The 259-nt window shown below is 61.4% G+C and carries 1 pseudogene; it reads left to right on the forward strand.

Features of this window, described 5'->3' with window-relative positions:
* Positions 1 to 259, forward strand: a pseudogene (locus HMPREF2565_RS13455) (HNH endonuclease); the annotation flags it as partial.

Here is a 259-nt window from a genome sequence, read left to right on the forward strand (position 1 = left end):
ATACCTGGCACACCCGATGAGCTTCGCGCGCTCGGCGCTGACCCAGCCGACGCCACCGAACTCGCAGGCCTGCACCAGGTGTACTTCGGCCCCACCCGCTTTACCGGCAAACAACGCAAAGCCCGTGCGTCCGCACTCACCCAACGCCACAGCCTGAGCACCCTCACACTCATCGAAACCTACGTTTCAAAAGTAAAGAAAACCCTCGACGCCTGGAACCTGAGAGTCAGACTTACCGCCACACCCGCACACCGCATCC

The sequence above is a fragment of the Corynebacterium sp. HMSC072A04 genome, from assembly GCF_001809235.1.
In the GTDB taxonomy this organism is placed as follows: domain Bacteria; phylum Actinomycetota; class Actinomycetes; order Mycobacteriales; family Mycobacteriaceae; genus Corynebacterium; species Corynebacterium hiratae.